Source organism: Micromonospora sp. C81 (genome assembly GCF_018070425.1).
Lineage (GTDB): Bacteria > Actinomycetota > Actinomycetes > Mycobacteriales > Micromonosporaceae > Micromonospora > Micromonospora zamorensis.
In genome coordinates this window covers 94668-119496 of sequence record NZ_JAGPXS010000001.1, presented here as the reverse complement: position 1 = coordinate 119496, position 24829 = coordinate 94668, and the positions used below count along the sequence as shown (strand labels likewise).

21 protein-coding genes are annotated in these 24829 nt (G+C 74.4%); 15 read left to right on the top strand and 6 right to left on the bottom strand.

Translation table 11 applies throughout. The annotated features are described in order from the left end of the window. The first annotated feature begins 91 nt into the window (after nt 1–91). From cobN to cobA, 12 genes are read left to right on the top strand one after another with little or no spacing between them, the layout of a single operon-like run. Nucleotides 92–3760, top strand: coding sequence for a cobaltochelatase subunit CobN (cobN, locus tag KBX46_RS00545; RefSeq protein ID WP_210789610.1), 3669 nt, complete (start codon nt 92–94; stop codon nt 3758–3760). After that, nucleotides 3757–5970: a magnesium chelatase subunit D family protein gene (locus KBX46_RS32975; protein ID WP_374224922.1), complete on the top strand. Its 2214-nt coding sequence runs from the start codon at nt 3757–3759 to the stop codon at nt 5968–5970. Before cobN ends, KBX46_RS32975 begins: the two co-directional genes overlap by 4 nt. Before the next feature lie 55 nt (nt 5971–6025). After that, nucleotides 6026–6637, top strand: a complete 612-nt coding sequence (gene cobO, locus KBX46_RS00535) for a cob(I)yrinic acid a,c-diamide adenosyltransferase (RefSeq protein ID WP_088951783.1) — start codon at nt 6026–6028, stop codon at nt 6635–6637. Beyond that, nucleotides 6634–7995 carry a cobyrinate a,c-diamide synthase gene (locus KBX46_RS00530; RefSeq protein ID WP_210789609.1) on the top strand — a complete coding sequence of 454 codons (1362 nt, stop codon included), beginning with the start codon at nt 6634–6636 and terminating at the stop codon, nt 7993–7995. Before cobO ends, KBX46_RS00530 begins: the two co-directional genes overlap by 4 nt. Further along, nucleotides 7992–8771 carry a precorrin-2 C(20)-methyltransferase gene (cobI, locus tag KBX46_RS00525; RefSeq protein WP_210789602.1) on the top strand — a complete coding sequence of 260 codons (780 nt, stop codon included), beginning with the start codon at nt 7992–7994 and terminating at the stop codon, nt 8769–8771. Before KBX46_RS00530 ends, cobI begins: the two co-directional genes overlap by 4 nt. Continuing rightward, nucleotides 8768–9613, top strand: coding sequence for a precorrin-4 C(11)-methyltransferase (gene cobM / locus KBX46_RS00520; protein WP_210789593.1), 846 nt, complete (start codon nt 8768–8770; stop codon nt 9611–9613). The genes cobI and cobM overlap by 4 nt, the downstream gene beginning before the upstream one ends. Continuing rightward, nucleotides 9610–10761: a cobalt-precorrin-5B (C(1))-methyltransferase gene (locus KBX46_RS00515; RefSeq protein WP_210789589.1), complete on the top strand. Its 1152-nt coding sequence runs from the start codon at nt 9610–9612 to the stop codon at nt 10759–10761. The genes cobM and KBX46_RS00515 overlap by 4 nt, the downstream gene beginning before the upstream one ends. Then, on the top strand, nt 10749–12011 hold the full coding sequence (gene cbiE / locus KBX46_RS00510) for a precorrin-6y C5,15-methyltransferase (decarboxylating) subunit CbiE (RefSeq protein ID WP_374224921.1): 1263 nt from the start codon (nt 10749–10751) through the stop codon (nt 12009–12011). Before KBX46_RS00515 ends, cbiE begins: the two co-directional genes overlap by 13 nt. Further along, nucleotides 12008–13735, top strand: coding sequence for a precorrin-3B C(17)-methyltransferase (cobJ, locus tag KBX46_RS00505; RefSeq protein ID WP_210789584.1), 1728 nt, complete (start codon nt 12008–12010; stop codon nt 13733–13735). Before cbiE ends, cobJ begins: the two co-directional genes overlap by 4 nt. Then, on the top strand, nt 13723–13974 hold the full coding sequence (locus tag KBX46_RS33055; RefSeq protein ID WP_308159324.1) for a 4Fe-4S dicluster domain-containing protein: 252 nt from the start codon (nt 13723–13725) through the stop codon (nt 13972–13974). The genes cobJ and KBX46_RS33055 overlap by 13 nt, the downstream gene beginning before the upstream one ends. Further along, nucleotides 13971–14567, top strand: a complete 597-nt coding sequence (locus tag KBX46_RS00495) for a precorrin-8X methylmutase (RefSeq protein ID WP_210789582.1) — start codon at nt 13971–13973, stop codon at nt 14565–14567. The genes KBX46_RS33055 and KBX46_RS00495 overlap by 4 nt, the downstream gene beginning before the upstream one ends. Beyond that, nucleotides 14564–16228, top strand: a complete 1665-nt coding sequence (gene cobA / locus KBX46_RS00490) for a uroporphyrinogen-III C-methyltransferase (RefSeq protein WP_210789579.1) — start codon at nt 14564–14566, stop codon at nt 16226–16228. The genes KBX46_RS00495 and cobA overlap by 4 nt, the downstream gene beginning before the upstream one ends. On the opposite strand, the gene KBX46_RS00485 is transcribed toward cobA, so the two are convergent. The 6 genes from KBX46_RS00485 to KBX46_RS00460 all read right to left on the bottom strand — a co-directional run bounded on the left by KBX46_RS00485 (nt 16229) and on the right by KBX46_RS00460 (nt 21300). Further along, nucleotides 16229–18385 (bottom strand): FtsX-like permease family protein, encoded by a 2157-nt coding sequence (locus KBX46_RS00485; protein WP_210789576.1) that lies wholly within the window; start codon nt 18383–18385, stop codon nt 16229–16231. Next, nucleotides 18382–19062, bottom strand: a complete 681-nt coding sequence (locus tag KBX46_RS00480; RefSeq protein ID WP_210789574.1) for an ABC transporter ATP-binding protein — start codon at nt 19060–19062, stop codon at nt 18382–18384. The genes KBX46_RS00485 and KBX46_RS00480 overlap by 4 nt, the downstream gene beginning before the upstream one ends. Further along, nucleotides 19059–19583, bottom strand: coding sequence for a PadR family transcriptional regulator (locus tag KBX46_RS00475; protein WP_099853936.1), 525 nt, complete (start codon nt 19581–19583; stop codon nt 19059–19061). The genes KBX46_RS00480 and KBX46_RS00475 overlap by 4 nt, the downstream gene beginning before the upstream one ends. A gap of 90 nt (nt 19584–19673) precedes the next feature. Next, the gene (crcB, locus tag KBX46_RS00470) at nt 19674–20036 is read right to left on the bottom strand and encodes a fluoride efflux transporter CrcB (RefSeq protein WP_210789571.1); all 363 of its coding nucleotides are present in this window, start codon (nt 20034–20036) and stop codon (nt 19674–19676) included. Further along, nucleotides 20033–20509, bottom strand: a complete 477-nt coding sequence (locus tag KBX46_RS00465; protein WP_210789567.1) for a CrcB family protein — start codon at nt 20507–20509, stop codon at nt 20033–20035. The genes crcB and KBX46_RS00465 overlap by 4 nt, the downstream gene beginning before the upstream one ends. A gap of 32 nt (nt 20510–20541) precedes the next feature. Next, nucleotides 20542–21300, bottom strand: coding sequence for a trans-aconitate 2-methyltransferase (locus KBX46_RS00460; protein WP_210789565.1), 759 nt, complete (start codon nt 21298–21300; stop codon nt 20542–20544). Between the two features lie 278 nt (nt 21301–21578). On the opposite strand from KBX46_RS00460, the gene paaK reads away from it, so the two are divergent. From paaK to KBX46_RS00445, 3 genes are all read left to right on the top strand, one after another. Continuing rightward, nucleotides 21579–22886 carry a phenylacetate--CoA ligase PaaK gene (paaK, locus tag KBX46_RS00455; protein WP_210789563.1) on the top strand — a complete coding sequence of 436 codons (1308 nt, stop codon included), beginning with the start codon at nt 21579–21581 and terminating at the stop codon, nt 22884–22886. A 141-nt stretch (nt 22887–23027) separates the two neighbouring features. Next, nucleotides 23028–24134: a nucleotide disphospho-sugar-binding domain-containing protein gene (locus KBX46_RS00450; RefSeq protein ID WP_210789560.1), complete on the top strand. Its 1107-nt coding sequence runs from the start codon at nt 23028–23030 to the stop codon at nt 24132–24134. A 55-nt stretch (nt 24135–24189) separates the two neighbouring features. After that, complete coding sequence (locus KBX46_RS00445; protein WP_210789553.1) at nt 24190–24756, top strand: dienelactone hydrolase family protein; 567 nt, start codon at nt 24190–24192, stop codon at nt 24754–24756. Nucleotides 24757–24829: the final 73 nt, after the last annotated feature.

The following is a 24829-nucleotide window of genomic DNA, read 5'->3' as shown; positions in this document are numbered from 1 at the left end:
GGTCGCGCCGTCGTGCCGGCTGACGCCGCACCCACCCGCTTCGTCCAGGTCGCCTCCGTGGCGGCCAGGGCGTCACTCTCCGGAGCCTGCCGTGCGCATCCTGCTGCTCTCCACCGCCGACACCGATCTGCTGGCCGCCCGCGCCAGCGGCGCCGACTACCGGCTGGCCAACCCCGCCCGTGTCGCCGCCGACGAGGTGCCCGCCCTGCTCGACGGGGTCGACCTCGTCGTCGTACGCCTGCTCGGCGGCCGACAGGCCTGGCCGGACGGCCTCGCCGCGGTGCTCGCCACCGGCGTGCCGACGGTCGTGCTGGGCGGCGAGACGCTGCCCGACGCGGAGCTGATGGCCATCTCCACAGTGCCGTCCGGGGTCGTCACCCAGGCGCTGGCCTACCTGGTGGAGGGCGGCCCGGACAACCTCGCGCAGTTGGCCCGGTTCCTCTGCGACACGGTGCTGCTCACCGGCGAGGGGTTCGCCCCGCCCGCACCGACCCCCGCGTACGGCGTGCACGGCGAACACCCCGCCGACCCGGACCGGCCCACAGTGGGGATCGTCTTCTACCGGGCGCACGCGCTCGCCGGCAACACCGGTTTCATCGACGTCCTCGCGGACGCGGTCCACAAAGCCGGCGGCAACCCGCTGCCGATCTTCTGTGGCTCGCTGCGGGGCCTGACCACGGGCGCAGGCCCGCTCGGGCTCTTCGCCCGCTGCGACGCGCTGCTGGTCACCGTGCTCGCGGCCGGTGGCGCGGTCGCCGCCGACGCGTCCGGGGGCGGCGACGAGGACGCCTGGGACGTGGGCGCCCTGGCCGCCCTGGACGTGCCGATCATCCAGGCGCTCTGCCTGACCAGCACCCGTGAGCAGTGGGCCGGCAGCGACGCCGGACTGTCCCCGCTGGACGCGGCGATGCAGGTGGCCATCCCCGAGTTCGACGGCCGGATCGTCAGCGTGCCGTTCTCGTTCAAGCGGATCGACGCCGACGGGCTCTCGGTCTATGCCGCCGACGCCGAGCGGGCCGCCCGGGTCGCCGGGATCGCCGTGCGCCACGCCCGGCTGCGGTACGTGCCCAACGCCGACAAGCGGGTCGCCGTCGTCCTCAGCTCGTACCCCACCAAGCACTCCCGGGTCGGCAACGCCGTCGGGCTGGACACCCCGGTCTCGGCGGTCCGCCTGTTCGCCGCACTCGCCGAGGCGGGTTACGACCTGGGTGACGCTCCACCGCCCGAGGACGGCGACGCGCTGATCCACGCGCTGATCGCCGCCGGCGGTCACGACGTGGAATGGCTCACCCCGGAGCAGTTGGCCGCCGCCGAGGCCCGGATACCGGGGCAGACGTACCGGCGGTGGTTCGACCAGGTCCCGACCGAGCTGCGCGAACGGATGCGGGAACACTGGGGTGAGCCGCCCGGCCAGCTCTACACCGAGAGCGGCGACATCGTGCTCGCCGGGCTGCGCTTCGGCAACGTGGTGCTGCTCATCCAGCCGCCCCGCGGCTTCGGGGAGAACCCGATCGCCATCTACCACGACCCGGACCTGCCGCCGAGTCACCACTATCTGGCCGCGTACCGCTGGCTGGCCGCGCCGGTCGCCGACGGCGGCTTCGGCGCGGACGCCGTGGTGCACATGGGCAAGCACGGCACCCTCGAATGGCTGCCCGGCAAGGGCCTCGGTTTGGCCGCCGACTGCGCGCCCGACGCGGTCCTCGCCGACCTGCCGCTGGTCTACCCGTTCATCGTCAACGACCCCGGTGAGGGCACCCAGGCCAAGCGCCGGGCGCACGCCGTGGTGATCGACCACCTGGTGCCGCCGATGGCCCGCGCCGAGACCTACGGCGACCTGGCCAAACTGGAACAACTGCTCGACGAGTACGCCACGGTACAGGCCCTCGACCCGGCCAAGGTGCCCACCGTGCGGGCCCAGATCTGGGACCTCGTACGCGCCGCCGAGTTGCACCACGACCTGCACGCCGAGGCGATGCCCGACGAGGACGACTTCGACGAGTTCGTGCTGCACCTGGACGGGTACCTCTGCGAGGTCAAGGACGTTCAGATCCGTGACGGTCTGCACATCCTCGCCGACGCGCCCACCGGTGAACCCCGGGTCAACCTGGTCCTCGCGGTGCTGCGCGCCCCCCAGATCTGGGGTGGCGCCCGCGCCCTGCCCGGCCTGCGGCAGGCGCTCGCCGTCGCGTACGGGCTTGACGAGCAGGCGCTGCTCGCGTCGCCCGGGCAGCGGATCGCCCTCCCGGTGGCGCTGACCGACGTGGTGGACGGGCCGGCCGGCACCGCCGCCGACGCCGTCGACCTGATCGAGGCCCTCGCCCGGCGGTTGGTCATCGGGATGGAGACGCTCGGCTGGGACGCCGAGGCCGTCGGCGCGGTGGTCGCGGAGGTGACCGGCCAGCCGATCCCGGACGTCGCCGCCGTGCTGCACTTCGCCGCCACCGAGCTGGTGCCCCGGCTGGGGCGGACCACCGACGAGCTGACCAACACCCTCGGCGCGCTCGACGGCCGGTTCGTGCCGCCCGGCCCGTCCGGTTCACCCACCCGGGGCCTGGTCAACGTGCTGCCCACCGGCCGCAACTTCTACTCCGTGGACCCCAAGGCCATCCCCAGCCGCAACGCCTGGGACGTCGGGGTGGCCCTCGCGGACTCGCTGCTCGCCCGGCACCTCGCCGACACCGGCGCGTACCCCCGCTCGGTGGGTTTGACCGTGTGGGGCACCAGCGCGATGCGCACCCAGGGCGACGACATCGCCGAGGTGCTCGCGTTGCTGGGTTGCCGGCCGGTGTGGGACGAGCGGTCCCGGCGCGTCACCGGCATCGAGGTGGTGCCGACCGCCGAGTTGGGCCGGCCGCGCATCGACGTGACAGTGCGCATCTCCGGGTTCTTCCGCGACGCGTTTCCGCACGTGGTGGCGCTGCTCGACGATGCCGTGCGGCGGGTCGCCGCCCTGGACGAGCCGGACGAGGAGAACTACCTGCGGGCGCACGTCGCCGCGGACCTCGCCGAGCACGGTGACGAGCGGCGCGCGACCGCCCGGATCTTCGGCTCGAAGCCCGGGGCGTACGGCGCGGGCCTGCTGCCCCTGATCGACGCCCGGACCTGGCGCAGCGACGCCGACCTGGCCGAGGTGTACGCGGTGTGGGGCGGCTACGCCTACGGCCGGGGCCTGGACGGGCGGGAGGCGCGCGCCGACATGGAACGCTCCTTCGCCCGGATCGCGGTGGCGGTGAAGAACCAGGACACCCGCGAGCACGACATCGTCGACTCGGACGACTACTTCCAGTACCACGGCGGGATGGTGGCGATGGTCCGTCACCTCACCGGCACGTCACCGCAGGCGTACGTGGGTGACTCGGCGATGCCACACGACGTGCGCACCCGCACGCTGGGCGAGGAGACCCGGCGGGTGTTCCGGGCCCGGGTGGTCAACCCGAAATGGATCGCCGCGATGCGCCGGCACGGCTACAAGGGCGCGTTCGAGCTGGCCGCCACAGTGGACTACCTGTTCGGCTACGACGCCACCGCCGGCGTGGTCGACGACTGGATGTACGAGCACCTGGCCGCCGCGTACCTGTTCGACGACACCACCCGCGAGTTCCTGGAGCAGTCCAACCCGTGGGCTTTGCGGGGCATCACCGAACGCCTGTTGGAGGCCGCCGACCGGGGGCTGTGGGCCAAACCCGAGCCGGCCACCCTGGACCGGCTGCGCGACACGTACCTGGCCAGTGAGGGCGACCTGGAGGACCGGGTGTGAGCGCGAGGAGTGAGCCGGTTTTGCGAGCCCCGCAGTCGCGAACGAAAGAGGGCGCAGTGACGATCTATCCGTTCAGTGCGGTGCTTGGCATGGCCGACATGCGGCTGGCGCTGCTGCTCAACGCGGTGTCCCCGGCGATCGGCGGTGTGCTGGTCCGGGGTGAGAAGGGGACCGCCAAGTCCACAGCCGTTCGGGCCCTCGCCGCGCTGCTGCCGCCGGTCCGCCGGGTCGCCGGCTGCCGCTTCGGTTGTGACCCGGCCGAGCCGGACCCGGGCTGCCCGGACGGGCCGCATCCGGTCGGTGCCGCCGTCGAGACGCGTCCGGCCCGGCTGGTGGAGCTGCCGGTCGGCGCCGCCGAGGACCGGGTGGTCGGCTCGCTGGACCTGGAGAAGGCCCTCGGCGAGGGCGTACGCGCCTTCGAGCCGGGTCTGCTCGCCGCCGCCCACCGGGGGGTGCTCTACGTCGACGAGGTCAACCTGTTGCACGACCACCTCGTGGACCTGCTGCTGGACGCGGCGGCGATGGGCCGCAGCCACGTCGAGCGCGAAGGCGTCTCGGTCAGCCACGCGGCCCGGTTCCTGCTGGTCGGCACGATGAACCCGGAGGAGGGGGAGCTGCGTCCGCAGCTGCTCGACCGGTTCGGGCTCACGGTCGAGGTGGGCGCCAGCCGGGACCCGGAGGTCCGAGTCGAGGTGGTCCGCCGCCGGCTCGCCGCCGACGCCGACCCGGCCGGTTTCGCCGCCCGGTGGGCCGACGCCGACGCGGAGATCGCCGGTCAGGTGGCCGACGCCCGACGCCGGCTTCCCAGGGTACGACTTCCGGACGCCGCGCTGCGGCAGATCGCCGAGGTGTGCGCCGCGTTCGACGTGGACGGGATGCGCGCCGACATCGTCACCGCCCGTACCGCGCTGGCCCACGCCGCCTGGCACGGCCGGGACCGGGTGAGCATCGACGACGTCCGGGTGGCCGCCCGACTGGCCCTGCCGCACCGCCGCCGCCGCGACCCGTTCGACACCCCCGGGCTGGACGAGAAGCGCCTGGACGAGGCGTTGCAGCGTGCCCAGGACGCCCACCCCGACGAACCGGACGACCCGGGCCCGGACGACGACGGCCCGGGTGGTGGCGGCCCATCAGGCGGTGGCGGCCCGGCCGACGGTGGGGGGAGCGGCGGCGACGTGGTCGACCAGCGTGTACCCGGCCCGGCCGAGAGTGCGCCCGCCGAGGGTGACGCCGGCCCGGACGGGCGGACCGAGGTGCCGAGCGGAGCTGACGACGGCGGCTCGTCGCAGCGCCCGACGGACGACCCCGGCGGGCACGCTCAGCCCGGCGACCGGCACACCGCGGACGGTGGAGACGACCCGGACCAGGGGCGCAACGGCGGCTCCGACGGGCAGTCGGTGGCCGTACCCCGGGGTGGGCTGAAGGCACGGGTGCTCACCGCGCCCGGTGTCGGTGACGGCGTGCCGGGCCGGCGTTCGCGGGCCCGCACCGGGCGGGGGCGCACCACTGGGGCCCGGGTCCCGACCGGCCGGGTCGGGGCGCTGCACCTGCCGGCGACAGTCCGCGCCGCCGCGCCGCACCAGGCATCCCGGGGACGGCTGAGCGGCCCGCTGCGGTTGCGCCCGGACGACGTGCGGGAGGCGGTCCGGGAGGGGCGGGAGGGCAACCTGGTGCTGTTCGTGGTGGACGCCAGCGGCTCGATGGGTGCCCGGCAGCGGATGACCACCGTCAAGGACGCGGTGCTCGCCCTGCTCACCGACGCCTACCAGCGGCGGGACAAGGTCGCGGTGATCGCCTTCCGGGGCGCCGAGGCGCAGACGTTGCTGCCGGCCACCTCGTCGGTGCTGGCCGCCTCGACCCGGCTGGCCGAGTTGCCCACCGGTGGGCGGACGCCGCTGGCCGAGGGGCTGCTCGCGGCCGCCGACCTGCTGCGGGTGGAGCGCCTGCGCGACCCGTTGAGGCGTCCGCTCGTCCTCGTCGTCACCGACGGCCGGGCCACGGCGGGCAACCGCCCGCTGGACCGCGCCGCGGCAGCCGCGGCGGTGCTCGCGGCGACCGGTGCACCCTGCGTCGTCGTCGACTGCGAGACCGGCCCGGTACGCCTCAACCTGGCGCGTCGACTGGCCACCCAGTTGGGTGCCCCCCACCACCCGCTGGCCGCCCTCACCCACCCCGACACCCGCGGCAGCGCGCTTCCCGTCGCGGCGTGACGACGGCACCGATGACCGACCGCAACCGCAGGATCGCCCGAAGGGGAGCGTGCTGATGCCACAGGGACAACCGAGCGTGGTGCCCGCCGACGGGTTGACGACCCGGCAGCGACGGCACCGACCGCTGCTGATCGTCCACACCGGACAGATGAAGGGAAAGTCGACAGCCGCCTTCGGCCTGGCGTTGCGCGCCTGGACGGCCGGTCTGCCGATCGGCGTGTTCCAGTTCGTCAAGAGCGCCAAGTGGCGGGTGGGGGAGGAGAACGCCTTCCGGGCGCTCGGCGAGGTGCACGAGCGCACCGGCCAGGGCGCGCCGGTCGCCTGGCACAAGATGGGTGAGGGCTGGTCCTGGATCCAGCGCGGCGGCGACGCCGACCACGCCGCCGACGCCCTGGAGGGCTGGCGGCAGATCCAGCGCGACCTGGCCGCCGAGCGCTACGGGCTGTACGTGCTGGACGAGTTCACCTACCCGATGAAGTGGGGCTGGGTGGACGTCGACGAGGTGGTCGCCACACTGGCCGACCGGCCCGGATTCCAGCACGTCGTCATCACCGGACGGGACGCCGACCCGCGCCTGGTCGCCGCCGCCGACCTGGTCGCCGAGCTGACCAAGGTCAAGCACCCGATGGACGCCGGCCAGAAGGGCCAGAAGGGCATCGAGTGGTGACCACGACCACCGACCCGTGGCCGCTGCCCCGGGTCGTCGTCGCCGCACCGGCCAGCGGCCACGGCAAGACGACCATCGCCACCGGGCTGCTCGCCGCACTGCGCCGTCGCGGCCTGACGGTCAGCCCGCACAAGGTCGGCCCCGACTACATCGACCCCGGCTACCACGCCCTCGCCGCCGGCCGGCCCGGGCGCAACCTCGACCCGTTCCTGGTCGGCGTCGAGCGGATCGCCGGTCTGCTGCGCCACGGCGCGAGCGTCCCCACACCCGCCGACATCGCCGTGGTGGAGGGCGTCATGGGCTTGCACGACGGCGCCGTCGGCCGCCGCGACTACGCCTCCACCGCACACGTCGCCCGGCTGATCGAGGCGCCCGTGCTGCTGGTGTTGGACACCACGGCCCAGGGCCGCTCGGCCGCCGCGCTCACCCTCGGCATGGCCGCCTTCGACCCGGCCGTGCGCATCGGCGGGGTGATCCTCAACCGCGTCGGCTCGCCCCGGCACGAAACCCTGCTGCGCGAGGCCCTCGCCGAGGTGGGCGTACCGGTGCTCGGAGCCGTCACCCGCGCCGCCGAGGTGGCCGCGCCGGCCCGGCACCTCGGGCTGGTCCCGGTCGCCGAGCGGGCCCCCGAGTCCCTGGCGATCGTCACCGCGCTCGCCGAGCTGGTCGAAGCCACAGTGGACCTGGACGCCGTGCTCGACCTGGCCCGCACCGCCGCACCGCTGACCACCCCCGCGTGGGACCCGGTCACCGCCGTCGGCGGGCCGGCCGGCGCCGAGCGGCCAGTGGTCGCGCTCGCCGGTGGTCCGGCCTTCACCTTCTCGTACGCGGAGACCACCGAACTGCTCGCCGCCGCCGGCGCGGACGTGCTCACCGTCGACCCGCTGCGCGACCCGGCACTGCCCGCCGGCACCCGCGCGGTGGTCATCGGCGGCGGCTTCCCCGAGGCGTACGCCCAGGCGCTGGCCGGCAACACCACGCTGCTCGCCGAGCTGGCCGACTTCGACGGGCCGATCGTGGCCGAGTGCGCAGGGCTGCTCTACCTCGGGCGGTCCCTGGACGACGTACCGATGTGCGGGCGGCTGGACCTCACCGCCCGGATGACCGGCCGGCTCACCCTCGGCTACCGCGAGGCCGTGGCGGTCACCGACTCCCCGGTGGCCCGTGCCGGCGAGCCGGTACGCGGCCACGAGTTCCACCGCACCACCACCGACCCGGGGCACGGCGACCGGCCGGCGTGGCGCTGGAACGACGCGGAGCACGGCTTCGTGAGCGGTCGGGTGCACGCCTCCTACCTGCACACCCACTGGGCCGGTCACCCGGACGCGGCCCGCCGGCTCGTCGAGGCGTGCCGATGAGCGCCGACGCCACGCTGACCGGGGTCGGTGTCGGCCCCGGCGACCCGGAACTGCTCACCGTCAAGGCGGTGCGGGTGCTGCGCGAGGCCGACGTCGTCTTCGTACCCGTGATGGCGGACCCTGTCGAACCCACGGTGACCGCCGCTGCGACGACGGCGGGTGCGGACGCCGGGCGGGCCGAGGCGACAGTGCGGTCCCACGTCGCGGTGGACCGGCTGCGCCGACTGCCGTTCGCCCTGGACGATCGGGGCGGGGTGACCGCCCGCCGGGCGGCCGCCTGGGACGACGCCGCCCGGGTGGTGGTCGAGACGGTCGACGCCGGGGCGCGGTCCCTCGCGTTCGCCACCATCGGCGACCCCAACATCTACTCCACCTTCGGTTACCTGGCGCAGAGCGTCCGCGCCCTGCGCCCGGGCCTGCGGGTGACCACCGTTCCGGGCGTCACCGCCATGCAGGAGCTCGCTGCGCGCAGCGGCACCCCGCTCTGTGAGGGACGCGAACCGCTGACCCTGCTGCCCGCCACCGCGGGTCTGGCGTTGTTCGCCGACGCCCTCGCCGGGCCGGGCACCGTGGTCGCCTACAAGGGCTGGCGGCGGCACCCCGAACTGCTCGCCGAGCTGCGCCGACAGGGCCGGCTCCCCGACGCGGTGCTCGGGCGCAGCCTGGGTCTGCCCGGTGAACGGATCGGCCCGGTCGACGACGCCCAGCACGACCTGCCGTACCTGTCGACGCTGCTGGTGCCGGCCCGCCGCGACCACCGAGGAGGAAAGCTGTGACCAGCGACGGCAAGGTGTGGTTCGTCGGAGCCGGGCCGGGGGCGGCGGACCTGCTGACAGTGCGGGCCGCCCGGGTGATCGCCGAGGCGGACATCGTGATCTGGGCGGCCAGCCTGGTGCACGCCGACGTGCTCGACCACGCCCGCCCCGGCGCGGAGGTGATCGACTCGTCGCAGCTGCCCATCGAGGGCGTGCTGCCGCTCTACCAGCGTGCCGCCGAGCAGGGGCTGACCGTGGCGCGGATCCACTCCGGCGACCCGGCGCTGTGGGGCGCGGTGCAGGAGCAACTGGAGCTGTGCCGGGCGCTCGGCCTCGCCGTGGAGATCGTGCCCGGGGTCTCCTCGTTCACCGCCGTCGCGGCGATCGTCGGGCGGGAGCTGACAGTGCCCGAGGTGGCCCAGTCGGTGATCCTCACCCGCCTGGAGGGTGGCAAGACCCCGATGCCGCCCGGCGAGCGGGTGCGGGACTTCGCCCGGCACGGCACCACGATGGCGCTGTTCCTCTCCGCTGCCCGTTCCGGGCAGGTGCAGGCCGAGCTGCTGGCCGGCGGCTACCCGGAGGACACCCCGGCCGTGGTCGCGTACCAGGCGACCTGGCCCGACGAGCTGGTGGTGCGCTGCACTGTCGGCACCCTGGAGGCGACGGTCAAGCAGCACAAGCTGTGGAAGCACACCCTGTTCCTCGTCGGGCCGGCCCTCGCCGCCGAGGGCACCCGCTCGCACCTGTACCACCCCGGGCACTTCCACACCTTCCGCAAGGCCGAGCCGGCCGCCCGTGCCGAGCTGCGCCGCCAGGCCGGCGACCGCACCGGGGGGACAGCCACACCGGGGCACACACCATGACGTACGCCGAGCCGCCGCTGCGTGAGCCGGACCTGCCACGGACCGCGAAGGTGCGTCCCACAGCGCTGCGTACCGGCTGGACCACCGGCGCCTGCGCGACGGCGGCGGCCAAGGCCGCGGTCACCGCGCTGGTCACCGGCGAGATCCAGCCGGACGTGGAGATCGGCCTGCCCGCCGGTCGGCGGGTGCGCTTCCCGGTCGAGCGCTGCGAGGTGACCGGCACCCCACCGGTGCGCGCCGAGGCGGTGGTGGTCAAGGACGCCGGCGACGACCCGGACGTCACCCACGGGGCCGAGCTGACCGCCACAGTGGACTGGACCGACGTCCCCGGTCTGCGGCTCGCCGGTGGCGCCGGCGTCGGCACCGTCACCAAACCCGGTCTGGGGCTTACCGTCGGCGGCCCGGCCATCAACGACACCCCCCGCCGGATGATCGGCGACGCGGTGGCCGAGGTGGTCGACCTCAGCGAGGTCGGCGTACGCGTGGTGATCAGCGTGCCCCGGGGCGAGATCATGGCCCGCAAGACCACCAACCGGCGGCTCGGCATCCTCGGCGGCATTTCGATCCTCGGCACCACCGGGATCGTCCGCCCGTTCTCCACCGCGTCCTGGCGGGCCAGCGTCGTGCAGGCCGTGCACGTGATGGCCGCCCAGGGCGAGCCGACTGTGGTGCTGTGCACCGGTGGGCGTACCGAGCGGGCCGCCCGCGCGCTGCTGCCCGACCTGCCCGAGGTCTGCTTCGTCGAGGTCGGCGACTTCACCGGGGCCGCGGTGACCGCCGCTGTGGAGGACGGCATGACCGGCGTGGTCTTCGTCGGCATGGCCGGCAAGCTGGCCAAACTCGCCGCCGGGGTGCTGATGACGCACTACACGCGTTCCAAGGTGGACCTGTCCCTGCTCGGGGCTGTGACCGCCGAGGCTGGTGGCGACGCGTCGCTCGTCGCCGCCGTTACCGAGGCCAATACCGGGCGGCACGCGTACGAGCTGTGGGAGGCCGCCGGGCTGCTCGCCCCGGCCGGTGACCTGCTCTGCCAGCGGGTCCGCCAGGTGCTGCGGCGCTTCGGCGGGCCGACGGTCACCGTGGACGTGGCGATGGTCGACTTCGCAGGCTCCCACGTCGTCGCCTCGTCCGGCCGGTGGCCCCGATGACGCCGGCGATCGGCGTGACAGTGGTCGGGCTGGACGCCGCCGGCGCCCCACCGCACCCGGCGCTCGCGCCGCTGCTGACCGCCGCCGGGCTGGTCGTCGGGGCCGCCCGGCACCTGGCCGCGGTGCCCGTACCGCCCGGCGCGGACACCGTCACCCTCGGGCCGCTCGCCCCCGCCGTGCACCGGCTGGCCGAGGCCGTCGCCGCCGGGGTGCCGGCCGTCGTGCTGGCCAGCGGAGATCCCGGCCTGTTCGGCATCGTCCGGCGGCTGCGCGCGGCCGGACTGCCGCTGCGGGTGGTGCCGGCGGTGTCCAGTGTGGCCGCCGCGTTCGCCCGCGCAGGCCTGCCCTGGGACGGCGCCGCCGTGGTCACCGCGCACGGCCGTGACCCGCGACCGGCCCTGAACGCCTGCCGCGCGCTGCCGCTGGTCGCGGTGCTCACCGCACCCGGCGCCGGTGCGGCCGAGCTGGGCGCCGGCCTGGTCGGATGGTCCCGCCGCCTGCTGGTGGCCGAGCACCTGGGCACCGACGCGGAACGGATCCGCGAGGTGACCCCCGAGCAGGCCGCCGCCGAGACCTGGGCCGACCCGCACGTCCTGCTCAGCATCGCCGACGTCGTACCCGTCGCGACCACCGACGCCGCGCCCGATCGGGTCGCACCCGGCGGGATGCGCTCCGACAACCAGCCGGCTGCCGCCCCGGCCGGCGGGTGGGCACTGCCGGAGACCCGGTACGCCCACCGGGACTCCATGATCACCAAGTCGGAGGTGCGTGCCCTCGTCGTCGCCCGGCTGCGACCCCGACTGGGCCGACTGGTCTGGGACGTCGGCGCGGGCAGCGGGTCGGTCGGCATCGAGTGCGCGCTGCTCGGCGCGGCAGTGCTCGCCGTCGAACAGGACCCTGGGGCCGGCGCGACCATCCGGGCCAACGCGACCGCGCACGCCGTGCACGTCCGGCTCGTCACCGGTCGAGCCCCGCAGGCGCTGGCCGGCCTGCCCGAACCCGACGCGGTCTTCGTCGGCGGTGGCGGCGCCGACACCCTCACCGCCGTCGTGGCCCGCCAACCCGAGCGGGTGGTGCTGACCCTGGCCGCCCTGGACCGGGTCGCGCCGGCCGTAGGTCTGCTGCGCGCCGCCGGCTACACGGTCGAGGGCAGTCAGCTCTCCGCCGCCCGCCTCGCCGACCTGCCCGGCGGGTCGATCCGCCTCGCGGCCACCAACCCGGTGGTCGTCCTCACCGGGGAGCGCCCGTGACCGACCAGAACCCGCCCGCCCGGATCGGTCTGGTGGCGGCCACCGCCGCCGGCCGCCGGCACGCCGACACCCTGGCCACCGCCTGGCCGCACGCCCGACTGGTCGAGGGGGAGAGCGCGGCCGACGCGCTGCGCGGCGCCTGGGCCGAGTGCGACGCGGTTGTCGCGTTCCTGGCCACCGGCGCGGTGGTGCGGATCCTCGCGCCGCTGCTCACCGACAAGCGCAGCGACCCGGCCGTGGTGGTCGTCGACGAGGCCGCCCGGCACGCCGTGGCGCTGCTCGGCGGGCACGCCGGCGGCGGCAACGACCTCGCCGAGCAGGTCGGCGCGGTGCTGGACGCCCGACCGGTGATCACCACCGCCACCGACGCGGTCGACCTGCCGGGGCTGGACACCCTCGGCTGGCCCGTGCAGGGCGCGGTCGCCGCGGTGTCCCGGGCCATCCTGGACGGCGTGCCGGTCCGACTGGTCGCCGACGCCGACTGGCCGCTGCCCGCCCTGCCCCCGAACGTCCAGACCACCGACGAGGACGCCGGGGACGGCGGTTACCGGCTGCTGGTCACCGACCGGGTGGTGCCGCTCGACGAGCGGACCGCCGTGCTGCGGCCACCGTCGCTGGTCGCCGGCGTGGGCGCGAGTCGGGGCGTACCGGCCGCCGAGGTGGGGGAGCTGCTGCACCGGGTGCTGGCCGAGGCCGGCCTCGACCCGGCGAGCCTACGCTGTCTGGCCAGCGCCGACGTCAAAGCCGACGAGGCGGGCATCCTGAGCACCGCCGACGCGCTCGGCGTACCCCTGGTGACCTGGCCGGCGACGCGGCTGGCCACCGTCGACGTGCCGCATCCCAGCGAGGTGGTCCGCGCCGCGGTCGGCACGCCGAGCGTGTCGGAGGCGGCGGCGCTGCTCGGCCCGGCGGGCCGACCGGACGACGCCACGCTGCTGGTGGGAAAGACCGCGACGGCGATGGCCACAGTGGCGGTGGCCCGGCACGCGCCGCGCGGCCGGCTCGCCGTGGTCGGGCTCGGGCCGGGCGCGGCCGACCTGCGCACCCCTCGCGCGGTGGCCGAGCTGCGGCGCGCGGCCGTGGTGGTCGGCCTGGACCAGTACCTCGACCAGGTCCGCGACGTGCTCCGCCCGGGCACCCGGGTGCTGTCCAGCGGGCTGGGCGCGGAGGAGGAACGGGCCCGTGCCGCCGTCGCCGAGGCCGTCGCCGGCCGGGCGGTCGCGCTGGTCGGGTCCGGCGACGCCGGGGTGTACGCGATGGCCAGCCCCGCCCTGGAGTACGCCGACGAGCGGATCGACGTGGTGGGTGTTCCCGGGGTGACCGCCGCGCTCGCCGCCGGGGCACTGCTCGGCGCGCCCCTCGGCCACGACCACGCCTATGTGAGTCTGTCCGACCTGCACACACCGTGGGAGGTCATCGAGCGGCGGGTGACTGCCGCCGCCGAGGGCGACTTCGTGACGGTGTTCTACAACCCGCGCAGCCGGGCGCGCGACTGGCAGCTCGGCAAGGCGCTCGGGATCCTCGCCGCGCACCGGCCACCGGACACCCCGGTCGGGGTGGTACGCAACGCCAGCCGCCCCGGCGAGCGGGTGCACCTGGCCACCCTGACCACGGTGGACCCGACTGCGGTCGACATGTACAGCGTCGTCGTGGTCGGCAACAGCGATACGAGGCTGGTCGCCGGCCGGATGGTCACACCCCGGGGGTACCGGTGGCGATCGTGACGATCGGCGCCTGCCAGGGGTGCGGCGCCTGCCTGCTCACCTGCCCCACGCACGCGATCCGGCCCGTCCCCGGCGGCCTGACCGTCCGCGCCGACCGCTGCACCGGCTGCCTGGAGTGCCTGGAGATCTGCCCGGTCGACGCGATCCGCGTCGTCACTGACCCTGACGCGATCCGCGTCGTCGTTGACTCTGACGCGATCCGCGTCGTCGAGCCCGACCCCTGCGAAGGAGCCCGATGAGCCGGGTGGTGCATCCCATCGAGGTTGAGTCGTACCGCATCCTGCGCGAGCGGGTCGACCTGTCGCACCTGTCGCCGCTCTGCCGAGCGATGACCGAACGGGTGGTGCACGCCAGCGCCGACCTCGCGTACGTCGACGAGCTGATCTGCGACGAGGCGGCGCTGGAGTCGGGCCTGGCAGCGCTGCGCGCCGGGGCGCCCGTGGTCACCGACGTGGCGATGGTCGCCGCCGGCATCACCCGGGCCGGCCTGGAGCTGGTCTGCCCGGTCGCCGAGCCGGCCGCCGCCGAGCTGGGCCGCTCGGCCGGAATCACCCGCTCGGCGGCGGCCGTGCGGATCGCACTGACCCGGGTCGGCCCGGGCGCGGTCTGGGTGGTCGGCTGCGCGCCGACCGCGCTTGTCGAACTACTCACAGTGGACGCCGCGCCGGCGCTGGTCGTCGGCCTGCCGGTCGGCTTCGTGGGTGCCGCCGAGTCGAAGGCGGCGCTGCGGGCCAGCGGCCTGCCCGGGGTGTCCAACGTGGGGGAGAAGGGCGGGTCGGCGGTTGCCGCCGCCGCCCTCAACGCCCTGCTCTACGTCGAGGAGAAGTCATGACCGGGTTGGTCATCGTCGGGCACGGTACGCGCAGTGCGGCCGGGGTCGACCAGTTCGCCGCTCTCGTCGAGCGGGTCCGCCGTCGCGGTGACGTCGGCGACGTCGAGGGCGGCTTCATCGAGCTGTCCCGCCCGCCGCTGACCGACGCGGTCGGCGCGCTCGTGGCGCGCGGGCACCGGGCGCTGGTGGCGCTGCCTCTGGTGCTCACCGCCGCCGGACACGGCAAGGGCGACATCCCTGCCGCGATGGCCCGCGAGCAGGAACGTCACCCCGGGCTGAGCTACCGCTACGGCCGCCCACTCGGCCCGCACCCGCTGCTGCACGAGGCCCTCGAAGAGCGCATCGACGCGGCGCTGGCCGGTGCCCACCCGGCCGGCACGGGGCTGGCCGACACGGTCGACCGGGCCGGCACGTGGGTCGCGTTGATCGGGCGGGGTTCCACCGACCCGGACGCCAACGCCGAGGTCGCGAAGGTCGCCCGGCTGCTCTGGGAGGGTCGCGGCTACGCGGGCGTCGAGCCCGGCTTCGTCTCCCTCGCGTCTCCGTCGGTGCCGGCGGTGCTGGAGCGGTTGCGCCGCCTCGGCGCGCGGCGGATCGTCGTCGCGCCGTACTTCCTGTTCGCCGGGGTGCTGCCGGACCGGATCGTCGCCCAGTCGGCGGAGTTCGCCGCCGCCCACCCCGACCTCGACGTGCGGGTGGCCGAGGTGATCGGCGACTGCGACGCCCTCGCCGATCTGGTGCGGGAACGCTACGCGGAGGCGCTGGGCGGCGACATCCGGATGAACTGCGACACCTGCGCGTACCGGGTGCTGATGCCCGGCTTCGCCGACAAGGTGGGCCGCCCGCAACGCCCGCACGACCACCCCGACGACCCGGTCGGCCACCACCATCACCACGGGCACGACCACGGGCACGCTCACGACCACGGCTCGGTCGCTGTGGTCGGCGGTGGGCCCGGACCCGACGACCTGATCACGGTACGCGATAAGGCGTTGCTCGACGCGGCGGACGTGGTGGTGGTCGACCGGTTGGCCCCGCAGGGGCTGCTCGCCGGACTGCGCCCCGACGTGCTGGTGGTCGACGCAGCCAAGGTGCCCCGTGGCCCGTCGATGGCCCAGGAGGCGATCAACGCGGCCCTGGTGTCGCACGCCCGCGCCGGCCGGCGGGTGGTCCGGCTCAAGGGCGGCGACCCGTACGTCTTCGGACGCGGCCACGAGGAGGTGCAGGCCTGCACGGCGGCCGGTGTGCCGGTGACAGTGGTCCCCGGGGTGAGCAGCGCCTTCGCCGCACCGGCACTGGCCGGCGTGCCGGTGACGCACCGCGGCGTGGCGCACGACGTCACCGTCGTGTCCGGACACCTGCCGCCCGGGCACCCCGACTCGCTCGTCGACTGGGCGGCGCTGGCGCGGGCCCGGGGCACCGTCGTGTTGCTGATGGCCGTCGACACCATCGCCAAGATCGCGTCGGTGCTGATCGAGCACGGCCGCGCCCCGGAGACTCCGGTGCTCGCCGTGCAGGACGCCGGGCAGGCCGACCAGCGGTCGGTGCCCGCCCGGCTGGACGAGATCGGCGCGGTAGCCACCCGGGAGGACATTCGTCCGCCCGCCGTCTTCGTCCTCGGCCCGGTGGTCGCTCTCGCGACCACCGGGCGCACGGACTGACTACTCGCTGCGGGCGGTCTCCGGACCGGTGATCCGTTCCAGCAGCGGCAGGGTGGAGGCGATGACACCGAGGCAGGCGGCCAACCCGACGACGACGATCACGTAGAAGCGTGGCTCCGGCGCGATCAGCGTGTAGCCCATCTGTGCCCGCAGGAACAGGTGGGCGGCGAGGAGGCCCATCCCGATGGCGACGGCGGCGACGGCGAGCATCGGCACGGCGCTCTCCAACGCCACCACCCGACGCAGGACCCGCACCGGCGCGCCGCTGAGACGCAGCAGGCTGAACGGGCGTCTGCGCTCGGTGAGCCCGCCGATCACGCTGACCGCGAGGCTGCACCCGCCGAGCGCGAGGCTGGCGATGATGATGACGTTGGCCAGTTGTTCCCAGCCGCGCAGCGTGTTGGCGAACTCCGACTCGAAGTCACCGGGCACGTTCGGCGCCACCCGGAAGGCCGGCAGGGCGGTCTCGAGCGCGGTGCGCGAGCGCTCGATGGTGGCGGCGGAACCGTCAGTGTCGACGAGGATCGACATCACCGGCAGCTGTCGGAGTTCGCCGAGTGGAACCGATGCGGCGGGCCAGACCCTGGTGGACGACGCCGACTCCCGGAAGGGGATGAGACCCGTCGCCACCTCGGCGACGGTGGCGCCCTCGGCGCACCGGCCGTACGCGCTCGGGATCTCGGCGCACGCGATCAGGCCGGGCTCGCTGGCGCTCATCCAGTCCGGGTTCTCGCGCACCGCGAACGCGGACCGCACGCCGGTGATCGAGCGTAGGTCGGTGAAGAGCGAGTCAGGCGTCGCCGGTGCATCCTCAGGAAGGTAGAGCGACACCTGTCCCGCCTCGGTCGAGCCGACCGGTGCCGGGCCGCGGTTGGCGACGATCGTGGTGATCACGCCGACGGCCACGCTCGTCACGAAGAGCGCGAGCATGATGCCGCTGATCGCCCGGAAGCCGGCCTTCGGGTTGTCGGCGAGGCGTCGCGCGGCGATGAGGGTGGCGGGGCGGTTGGCGAACCGGGCCATCACCCGGGCGCCGACCATCGTCAGCCACGGGCCGGCGAGGATCAGGCCGGTCATGATGAGCAGCAGGCCGGGAAGGAACACCGCGGCCTGGCCATCGGATGTCGGGGGCCGGAACCCGATGGCGAAGAACAGCACGGCGACACCGAGCAGGATCGGGATCAGCCGGTACGCCCGCGGGGCGCGGGGAGTGACCCGGCGGGTCACGCCCAGCGGCGAGATCCGTACCCGGCGCAGCGAGACCTGGGCCGCCACCGCCGCGCCGGCCGGAACGCCGAGCGCCACCAGCAGGGCGTCCAGCACGCCCAGCGACATGTCGCTGGGGAAGAACGGCATGCCCGTGAACGGGATGCCAGCCATCGGGCCGCGGAAGGCGTAGAACAGGCCGAAGCCGACGGCGGTGCCGACGACGGCCGCGGTGGTCGCCTCCACCGCCGCGACCACCGAGATCTGCTTCGGGGTGGCGCCGACCAGGCGCATCGCGGCGAAGCGCTGCTCCCGGCGGGCCGCGTTGAGCCGGGTGGCGGTGCCGACGAAGATCAGCAACGGGAACAGCAGCCCGCCTGCGATCACGCTCAGGATGAGGTTCACCGTCGTCTCGGGCAGCGCGGGAGTGTCGCCGACGGTGGTGAGCTGTCTGGCAAGGGGCAATGTGGCCACCTCGTCGGGGCTGCCGCCCCGGATGACGAGCAGGGTGTCCGGTGAGGTCAATCCGGCCGGACCGACGGTGCCGATGTCGCGCCCCGGGTAACGGTCAGCCAGTTGGTCGGTGGGGTGGGCGGCCAGCAGCTTCCGCAACGCGGGCGAGGCGTAGTACTCCCCGGGCCCCGGCGTGCTCGGGACGCCGGTCGGGGTGGGCGCGTCCGGGCCGGTCGGGGCAACGTCGATCCGAATGATCTGCTTGCCGTGGAAGTAGTCCTCGCGCGTCGACCACCACAGAGGATCGGCATCGCCGCCCGTCGAGGCGTTGGGATAGACCGACGCGTACCGGGTGAGCTGGGCGTTGACCGCGTTGACCCCGGCGAGGGTGGTCAGCAGCAGCCCGCTGCCGACCGCGACGGCGGCGGCGATGACGAGCAGGCGGGTGAGCGCCTCCCGACCGCCGGCCACAGCGAGGCGGAGCCCGAAGCGGATCATGAGGCGATCCGGTCCGGCGCGTTCACGCGCCCGTCGCGGACCATGACCTCACGGTCGGCGTACGCGGCGATCCGGGGTTCGTGGGTCACCAGGATGACAGTGGTGCCCTGCTCGCGGGCGGCGCCGACCAGCAGGTCCATCACCTGCTCGCCGGTCAGCGAGTCGAGCGCGCCGGTCGGCTCGTCGGCGAAGAGCACCTGCGGCTCGGCGACCAGACCGCGGGCCAGGGCGACCCGTTGTGCCTGCCCGCCTGACAGCTCACCCGAGCGGCGCTGCTCCAGGCCGTCCAGGCCGAGGCGCGCGAACCAGGCTTTCGCCTTCGGCAGCGCCTGCTTCCGGTGTACGCCGCTGAGCAGGAGCGGCAGGGCGACGTTCTCCACGGCGGTCAGCTCGGGGACGAGCTGGCCGAACTGGAACACGAAGCCGAAGCGGTCCCTGCGCAGGCCGCTGCGCTGGGTCTCGGCCATGGCGTCGACCCGCGCTCCGTCGAAGAGGATCTCGCCGGAGTCGGGCACGAGGATGCCGGCCAGGCAGTGCAGCAGGGTGGACTTGCCCGAGCCGCTGGGGCCCATGATGGCGACAATCTCGCCCGCGTCAACGGCGACGCTCGCGCCGCGCAGGGCGGGCGTCTGGCCGAAGGAGAACGCCACGTCCCGTGCTTCGATCACGACGCTCATGGCCGCACCTCTTTCCGCAGGGCGTCCAGCCGGGCGCCGGTCATCTCGATCCACCGGAGGTCCGCCTCCAGGTGGTAGAGACCGTGGTCGGCGAGCAGCGCGTCGACCAGGCCGCCGGCGCGCTTGATCTCGGTCAGCTCACGCATCCGGTGCAGGTGCGCGCTGCGCTGGGTGTCGAGGTATTCGGCGGCCGGCCGGTCCAGCATCAGCGCGAGCACGACCTTGGCGAAGAGCACCGTCTGCAGGTGCGGTTCCGGGTCGACCGGCTGGGTCAGCCACTGCTCGACCTCCGTCGCGCCGACGTCGGTGATGATGTAGCGCTTGCGGTCGGGGCCGGAGCCGGGAGCGACGTCGCTGATCACCACCTTGCCGTCGCGGGCCAGCCGGCTGAGGGTGGAGTAGACCTGGCCGAACGGCAGTGGCTTGCCCCGGCCGAAGAAGGCGTCGTAGTCGCGCTTCAGGTCGTAGCCGTGGCTGGGCTCTCGTTCGAGGAGGCCGAGAAGGGTCAGTGGCACGCTCATGGGAGGAGAATACACCGAGGGTATACCTCGCGTATATACCCTCGGTGTGTCCTCGGAGGGTCCCCCGGTCGGGGCGCCATTTTCCGGAGGTCAGCCCAGCAGGAGGCGGGCCAGGGCGTAGCCGGCGGCGGCCGCGGCGAGCCCCACGGCGACGCTGCCCACGACGTTGGCCAGCGCGAGGAGCCGGTGACCGCCCTGCGCCAGCCGCAACGTCTCGTAGCTGAAGGTGGAGTAGGTGGTCAGCGCGCCGCAGAACCCGGTGCCGAGCAGCGCGGTGAGCGCCGGGCCGGCCGGCCACCCGACGAGCACGCCGAGCAGCAGTGAGCCGACCACGTTGACGGTGAACGTGCCCCAGGGGAACGCCGAGTCGTGCCGGGTCTGGACCGCCCGGTCGGTGAGGTAACGCAACGGCGCGCCGACGGCCGCGCCCAGGGCGATGAGCAGCACGGTCATCGGGCCGCCCGCCGCCTCAGCAGCGACGCCGTGACGGCGTCGCCCAGCGCGACCGCGACGAGTGCCCCGAGCACCGTCGCCGCCAGGTACGCCAGCGCGGTGCCCGGCGCGCCCGCGACCAGTGCCTGCTGGATGTCGACCGCGTAGGCGGAGAACGTGGTGAACCCGCCGAGCACGCCGACCCCGAGGAATGGGCGAGCCAGGGGGTGCCCGCCGCCGAGGTGCCCGAGCACCGCCATCAGCACGCCGATCAGCAGGCAGCCGGACGTGTTGATGGCGAACGTCGCCCAACCGAAGCCGGTCGGCGGGTGCGGGGCGGTGTGTTGCAGGCCGGCCCGGGCCAGCGCACCGAGCACCCCGCCGGCCGCGATCGCGGCGAGGACCGTCGTGGGGCGCACGGTCAGCTCGCGGCGGTCGGCGGGGACGCGCAGGTCGACGTCGGGGTCGCTACGTGGCTCGGATGGCTCTGGCACGGCTCTTCAGCGTAGTGCCGGCGACGGCGGCGTCAGCGAACTGCCGCCACCGCGGCGTCAGCGCCACCGCGCCACACCGTGCCGACCTCGCTGAAACCGGCGGCGGTGAGCGCGGCGAGGTGCCAGGAGACCGGCGGGTTCCACTCCGGGCTGTGCCCGGTCGGGTAGATGTCCTGCCGCTGGGTGACCAGAGGCGCCAGCACCGGGTCCGCCCCGGCCTGCTTCCACCAGTCCGACCAGGACAGCAACGAGCCGGCCGCGTACCGGGCGTTGCGTCGGTCCCTCGCCCGGTCCATCAGCCGCTTGGTCAGCTCCGGCAGGCTGTCGTCCGGCATGTGGTCGGCGTTGACGAAGACCCCGCCCGGTCGCAGCACGTCCCGCAGTTCGGCGTAGAGCTGTCCGAGCCGTTCGGCCGGCAGCCAGTGCAGGGCGGTGGCGGTGAGGACGGCGTCGTACTCGCGGTGGGGGAGCGCGTCGCGCCAGTCGGGGGTGCCGAGGTCGGCCGTGACGATGGTGGCCCGGTCGGCCAGCGACGAGCGGGCGATGGCGAGCAGCGCCGGGTCGAGATCCAGCAGGGTCGCCTCGGCGCCGGGGAAGCGGGCCAGCGTGCGCAGCGAGATGCTGCCGGTGCCGCCGGCCAGGTCGAGCACTCGTGGCGGCCGACCGTCGAGGACCGCGTCGACGGTGTCGAGCATGGCGGTGAACCGGTGTTCCCGGTCCGGTAGGTAGGCCTCCTGCTGACGGTCCCAGCTCTCCTGCCAGGCCCACGCATCCGTGATGTAAGGACTCATGATGGGAAGGCTAGTTACCGTTCGGGCGTACTGTCCAGACCTTGTTGCACATAAGTTGCAATTGCGAGAGGATGGCAGGGCGATGATCAGGGTGACGCCGGGTCGGGCATCCGCCCGGCCCGGCGTCCTCGTGTCAGCGGGTCAGGCCGCCGTCTCGACCAGGGCGGCGACGCCCTGCATCGGCTGCCAGCCGCCCGCTGACCGCCCCGACAGACCGGGCGACGGCGGCGTACGGTACCCGCAGCCCCACCGGGACCGCCGCGCCAAGGAGGCATGCGATGCAGGACCGCACCCCTCGTGCGGAGGAGCTGGAGCCGATCGAGCGCGCCGGCATCGACGAGCTGCGTGACCTGCAACGCGAACGGCTGCGCTGGTCGTTGCGGCACGCGTACGACAACGTGCCGCACTACCGCCGGGCGTTCGACGCGGCCGGGGTGCACCCCGACGACTGCCGGGACCTCGACGACCTGGCCCGCTTCCCGTTCACCGGCAAGGCGGAGCTGCGGGAGAACTACCCGTTCGGCATGTTCGCCGTCCCCCGGGAGCGGGTGTCCCGGTTGCACGCCTCCTCCGGCACCACCGGCCGACCGACGGTGGTCGGCTACACCCGCGACGACCTGCGCACCTGGGCGCGACTGATGGCCCGGTCGATCCGCGCCTCCGGCGGCCGTCCCGGCGACCGGGTGCACGTCGCGTACGGCTACGGGCTCTTCACCGGGGGTCTGGGCGCGCACTACGGCGCCGAGGAGCTGGGCTGCACCGTCATCCCGGTCTCCGGCGGCATGACCGAGCGTCAGGTCATGCTGATCCGCGACTTCGAACCTGAGGTCATCATGGTCACGCCCAGCTACATGCTCGCCATCGTGGACGAGATGCAGCGCCAGGGCGTCGACCCGCGCGCCACCTCGCTGCGGGTGGGCATCTTCGGGGCGGAGCCGTGGACCGAGGACATGCGCCGGGAGATGGAACAGCGACTGGACATCCACGCGGTGGACATCTACGGGCTCTCCGAGGTGATGGGTCCCGGCGTGGCCACCGAGTGCGTCGAGACCAAGGACGGGCTGCACGTCTGGGAGGACCACTTCTACCCCGAGATCATCGACCCGGTCACCGGGGCCGTGCTGCCCGACGGTGAGCGGGGTGAGCTGGTGCTGACCTCGCTGACCAAGGAGGCGATGCCGGTCGTGCGCTACCGCACCCGCGACCTGACCCGGCTGCTGCCCGGCACCGCCCGCCCGATGCGCCGGATCGAGAAGATCACCGGTCGGACGGACGACATGATGATCGTGCGCGGGGTGAACATCTTCCCCACCCAGATCGAGGAGCTGATCCTGCGGACCCCGCCGTTGTCGCCGCACTTCCAGTGCGTACTCGATCGGCAGGGCCGGTTGGACACGCTGACCGTGCGGGTGGAACGACGGGCCGGGGTTGGTGTGGACGCCGCCGAACGGGCCGGTGCGACGCTGGTCCAGCTGGTGAAGAACACCATCGGTGTGAGCGTGGCGGTCGACGTGCTCGCCCCGGACGCCGTGGAGCGGTCGATGGGCAAGATGCGCCGCATCGTCGACCAGCGGGCGGCCGGCTGACCCACGGCCGACACCCGGTCCCGTCCTGGACCGGGCCGCAGGTCTGTCTCCTGTAGAGCTGCCCCGGTTGTGGGGCAACTGGTTGGTCGAGGGCGTCGAGAGTCCTGACTCCCGGTGCGTCGTGGACATAGGATCCTGCTCATGCGTGTGCTGGTGGTCTCCGCGCCCCTGGTCGGGCATGTCTTTCCGCTGGTGCCGCTCGCCGTCGCGTTGCGCGACGCCGGCCACGACGTGCTGCTGGCCACCGGGGGTGGTGGCCAGGCCGCCGCCGGCGCCGGTCTGCCCGTGCACGACATCGCACCGGGCTTCGACTTCGGCCGGATCGCGTTGCGGGTCTTCCCCCGCCATCCGCTGATCGCGCGTGCCGAGCTGGCCGGCACCGCAGGCACCCGGGGCGCCGGCCTGCTGTTCGGCGCGCTCAACGACCGGCTCACGGACCCGGTGGTCGCGCTTGCCACCCGGTGGCGGCCGGATCTGGTGCTGCACGAACCGTTCGCGGTGGCCGGCGCGGTGGCCGCCGCGCGGCTCGACGTGCCTGCCGTACGCCAGGAGAACGCCCTGTTCGACGGCCGGGACCTGGTCGGCGCCACAGTGGCCCGACTCGGCGGCGCGCTGCGCCGGCACGGCCTGAGTGAGCTGCCGCCACCCGTCGCCGCCCTCGCCGTGGCCCCGCCCAGCGTGGCCGTGCAGGGCGGTTGGCCGATGCGCTACGCGTCCTACGTCGGCGGTGGCGAGCTGCCGGCCTGGCTGCGCGAGCCGGGTGACCGGCCCCGGATCCTGGTCACCCGCAGCACCCTGACCGGCCCCGGTGACCGGGGGCCGATGCCCGCCGTGGTGGCCGCCGCCGCCGACGTGGACGCCGAGATCGTGCTCGTCCGCCCGGACGAGCGGTCGGCGCGGTCGCTGCCCGCGAACGTGCGGGTGGTCGACTGGATTCCGCTCGACGAGGCGCTGCCGGCGAGCGCGGCGCTGGTCCACCACGGCGGGGCGGGCAGCGCCCTCGGAGCCCTCGCCGCCGGCCTGCCCCAACTGGCCACAGTGGGCCCGGGGGACCGGCGGCACAACGCCGAGCTGGTGGCCCGTCGGGGCGCCGGCCTGGCCCTGCGCCCCCGGGACATCACCGCGCAGGCGCTGACCCGGCTGCTCACCGACGACGGCCTGCGCGTCGCCGCCGGGCAGGTCAGCCAGGAGATCGCCGCGATGCCGCCACCCACCGACCTCGTCGCGCGCCTGGCGGCACTCGTCTGAGGCTCGCCCCGCGTGGCCGCGCCGGGCGCGCGGTCGGCTGCGGCAGGATGACGTGATGCGACACGTCGTGCTGTTCCATTCCGTGTACGGCCTGCGACCCGCCGTGCGCGCCGCCGCCGACCGGTTGGGCGCCGCCGGCCATCAGGTCACCACCCCCGACCTGTACGGCGTGCCGGCCACCGACATCGTCGAGGAGGGCTTCGCGCTGCTCGACAAGATTGGCCAGGAGGTGGTGCTCGACCGGGCCCGGGCAGCGCTGCGCGACCTCCCACCGGAGACGGTGCTCGCCGGCTTCTCGATGGGCGCCGGTGTGGCCGGGGCGCTGCTGGCCGAGCGCCCTGACGCCGCGGGTCTGCTCCTGCTGCACGGCACCGGCGGCGCGCCCGACGCGGTCCGGGCCGGGTTGCCGGTGCAGCTGCACCTCGCCGACCCCGACCCGTACGACGCGCCGGACGAGGTCGACGAGTGGCAGCAGGCGCTCACCGACGCCGCTGCCGACCTGACGGTCTTCCGCTACCCCGGGGTGGGGCACCTGTTCACCGACCCGGGCCTGGCCGAGCACTCCCCGGACGCCACCGCGGCGACCTGGCCGCGGGTGCTGGCCTTCCTGGCCGCCTGCTGAGCGTCAGGTTCAGCCACGGTCAGTGGTTGTGCCGCCACCGTAGCGTGAGGACAGACGGACTCTCGCAATCGAA

Bases quoted from the DNA above. Each gene is read 5' to 3' on its own strand.
- KBX46_RS00460 (WP_210789565.1), bottom strand. From the start codon at position 21,300: ATGAGTCCTTACATCACGGATGCGTGGGCCTGGCAGGAGAGCTGGGAC.
- cobI (WP_210789602.1), top strand. From the start codon at position 7,992: ATGAGCGCCGACGCCACGCTGACCGGGGTCGGTGTCGGCCCCGGCGAC.
- KBX46_RS00485 (WP_210789576.1), bottom strand. From the start codon at position 18,385: ATGATCCGCTTCGGGCTCCGCCTCGCTGTGGCCGGCGGTCGGGAGGCG.
- crcB (WP_210789571.1), bottom strand. From the start codon at position 20,036: ATGACCGTGCTGCTCATCGCCCTGGGCGCGGCCGTCGGCGCGCCGTTG.
- cobO (WP_088951783.1), top strand. From the start codon at position 6,026: ATGCCACAGGGACAACCGAGCGTGGTGCCCGCCGACGGGTTGACGACC.
- KBX46_RS00475 (WP_099853936.1), bottom strand. From the start codon at position 19,583: ATGAGCGTGCCACTGACCCTTCTCGGCCTCCTCGAACGAGAGCCCAGC.
- KBX46_RS00515 (WP_210789589.1), top strand. From the start codon at position 9,610: ATGACGTACGCCGAGCCGCCGCTGCGTGAGCCGGACCTGCCACGGACC.
- cobA (WP_210789579.1), top strand. From the start codon at position 14,564: ATGACCGGGTTGGTCATCGTCGGGCACGGTACGCGCAGTGCGGCCGGG.
- KBX46_RS00445 (WP_210789553.1), top strand. From the start codon at position 24,190: ATGCGACACGTCGTGCTGTTCCATTCCGTGTACGGCCTGCGACCCGCC.
- KBX46_RS00480 (WP_210789574.1), bottom strand. From the start codon at position 19,062: ATGAGCGTCGTGATCGAAGCACGGGACGTGGCGTTCTCCTTCGGCCAG.
- paaK (WP_210789563.1), top strand. From the start codon at position 21,579: ATGCAGGACCGCACCCCTCGTGCGGAGGAGCTGGAGCCGATCGAGCGC.
- KBX46_RS00450 (WP_210789560.1), top strand. From the start codon at position 23,028: ATGCGTGTGCTGGTGGTCTCCGCGCCCCTGGTCGGGCATGTCTTTCCG.
- KBX46_RS00495 (WP_210789582.1), top strand. From the start codon at position 13,971: ATGAGCCGGGTGGTGCATCCCATCGAGGTTGAGTCGTACCGCATCCTG.